This is a genomic window from Cryobacterium sp. TMT1-3 (assembly GCF_004402315.1).
Lineage (GTDB): Bacteria > Actinomycetota > Actinomycetes > Actinomycetales > Microbacteriaceae > Cryobacterium > Cryobacterium luteum.
The window spans coordinates 1-1,492 of sequence record NZ_SOFW01000027.1 but is presented as its reverse complement, the minus strand read 5'-3'; the positions used below and the strand labels follow the sequence as shown (position 1 = coordinate 1,492).

Below are 1,492 nucleotides of genomic sequence, written 5' to 3'. Positions count from 1 at the left end.
GGCGGTTTCTGGGGGTCGTTGCAACACCGGGTGGTCTATTCAGTAGTCAGCAGTTTAGCGAAGCGCTCGGCGGGGGTGTCCCAGTCGAGCGTCTTCCGTGGGCGTTCGTTGAGCTCGTGTGCTGCCGCGCGTAAGTCGTCGGCGGTGTAGGTGGAGAGGTTGGTGCCCTTGGGGAAGTACTGGCGTAGTAGGCCGTTGGTGTTCTCGTTGGATCCGCGTTGCCAGGGGCTGGCTGCGTCGCAGAAGTAGACGTCCATGTTTGTGCCAAGGCGGATGGCAGTGTGATGCGCCATCTCGACACCTTGGTCCCAGGTCAGAGAGCCGCGTAGATGTGCGGGGAGGATGTTCATCGCGGCCACGAGGCCGTCGCGAACTGATTCGGCGGTGTGATCGACGGGCAGGTGCACGAGGATCACGAAGCGAGTCGTGCGTTCCACAAGCGTGGCGATCGCGCTCCTGTTGTGGGCGCCGGTGATGAGATCACCCTCCCAGTGGCCGGGAACGGATCGGTCTTCCACTTCCGGGGGACGGTCGCAGATCATGGTCATGGGGTCCACGAATCGTGACCGGCGTGTCTCGCTGCTTCTTCGAGGTTTGCGTCGCGATCGGCCGGTGCGCAACTTCGCGGTGAGGTCCCGGCGGAGGCCGCTGCGGGCTGGAGAATAGAGAGCTTGATAGATTGTTTCAGGACTTGCCCGCATGGTGTCGGTCGTGGGGAATTCCCTGATCAGGGCCTGACTGATCTGCTCGGGAGACCAGCGCACGCCAAGTTTCTTGGCGACGTATTCGCGCAGCTGCACCTCAGCATGAAATTTCAAGTCCTTAGGCCTCGGACGACGACTGGCGGCTAGTCGATGTGCGGAGTAGGGCTGATATTCCCCGTGTTCGGGTTGGCGGTTTCGGGCAATCTCGCGGCTGATTGTGGACGGGGACCGGCTCATCAATGTGGCGATTGTTCGCAGGGAGCCGCCGGCAACGTGAAGATCCCGGATCGTTTCTCTCTCAACTAAAGAGAGGTAACGAACATTGATTTGTTTCTCAAGCGCGGCTAGCTCTATGGCTTTTGCTGTCGGAGTGCGGTTCACATTTCCTGTGTACTCGATCACGCGGCCGTCTGGGTAAATACGCCGGTTGTTCGATTTACGGATCCCTTTGTCCCAGTCGACGGCAGTCCTGATATCGACATCGGCCAAAGCGGCCGCCTCACGGCGGGGAGTGCCAGCCGCGCGGAGCTCACGGAACATCTCACGCCCAGGGTGCGGTTTCGGCCCTCGAATCCCAACGCTGCGCGCCCAACGGTAGCCAGTGCCGCGGTTGATGCCCAGCTCAGCCGAGGCAGAAGTCACGTCACCAAGTCGCTCCAGCAGAGCCAGAAAAGACGCCTTGTCCGCGCACGGATTCTGTTCGTCGGTCGAGGGCTCATTGGTCGGGTTTAACGTGGTCATACAAACTCCCAAGAGTCTGGGTGTTGCAACGACCAGTAGAACCCAAG

Annotated in this window: 1 protein-coding gene; it reads right to left on the bottom strand. The window is 60.7% G+C overall.

Annotated elements, in window-relative coordinates:
* Positions 1-35: 35 nt before the first annotated feature.
* The gene (locus E3O25_RS09040) at positions 36-1,244 is read right to left on the bottom strand and encodes an IS30 family transposase (RefSeq protein WP_241988552.1); all 1,209 of its coding nucleotides are present in this window, start codon (positions 1,242-1,244) and stop codon (positions 36-38) included.
* Positions 1,245-1,492 lie beyond the last annotated feature (248 nt).

Bases quoted from the DNA above. Each gene is read 5' to 3' on its own strand.
- E3O25_RS09040 (WP_241988552.1), bottom strand. From the start codon at position 1,244: ATGTTCCGTGAGCTCCGCGCGGCTGGCACTCCCCGCCGTGAGGCGGCC.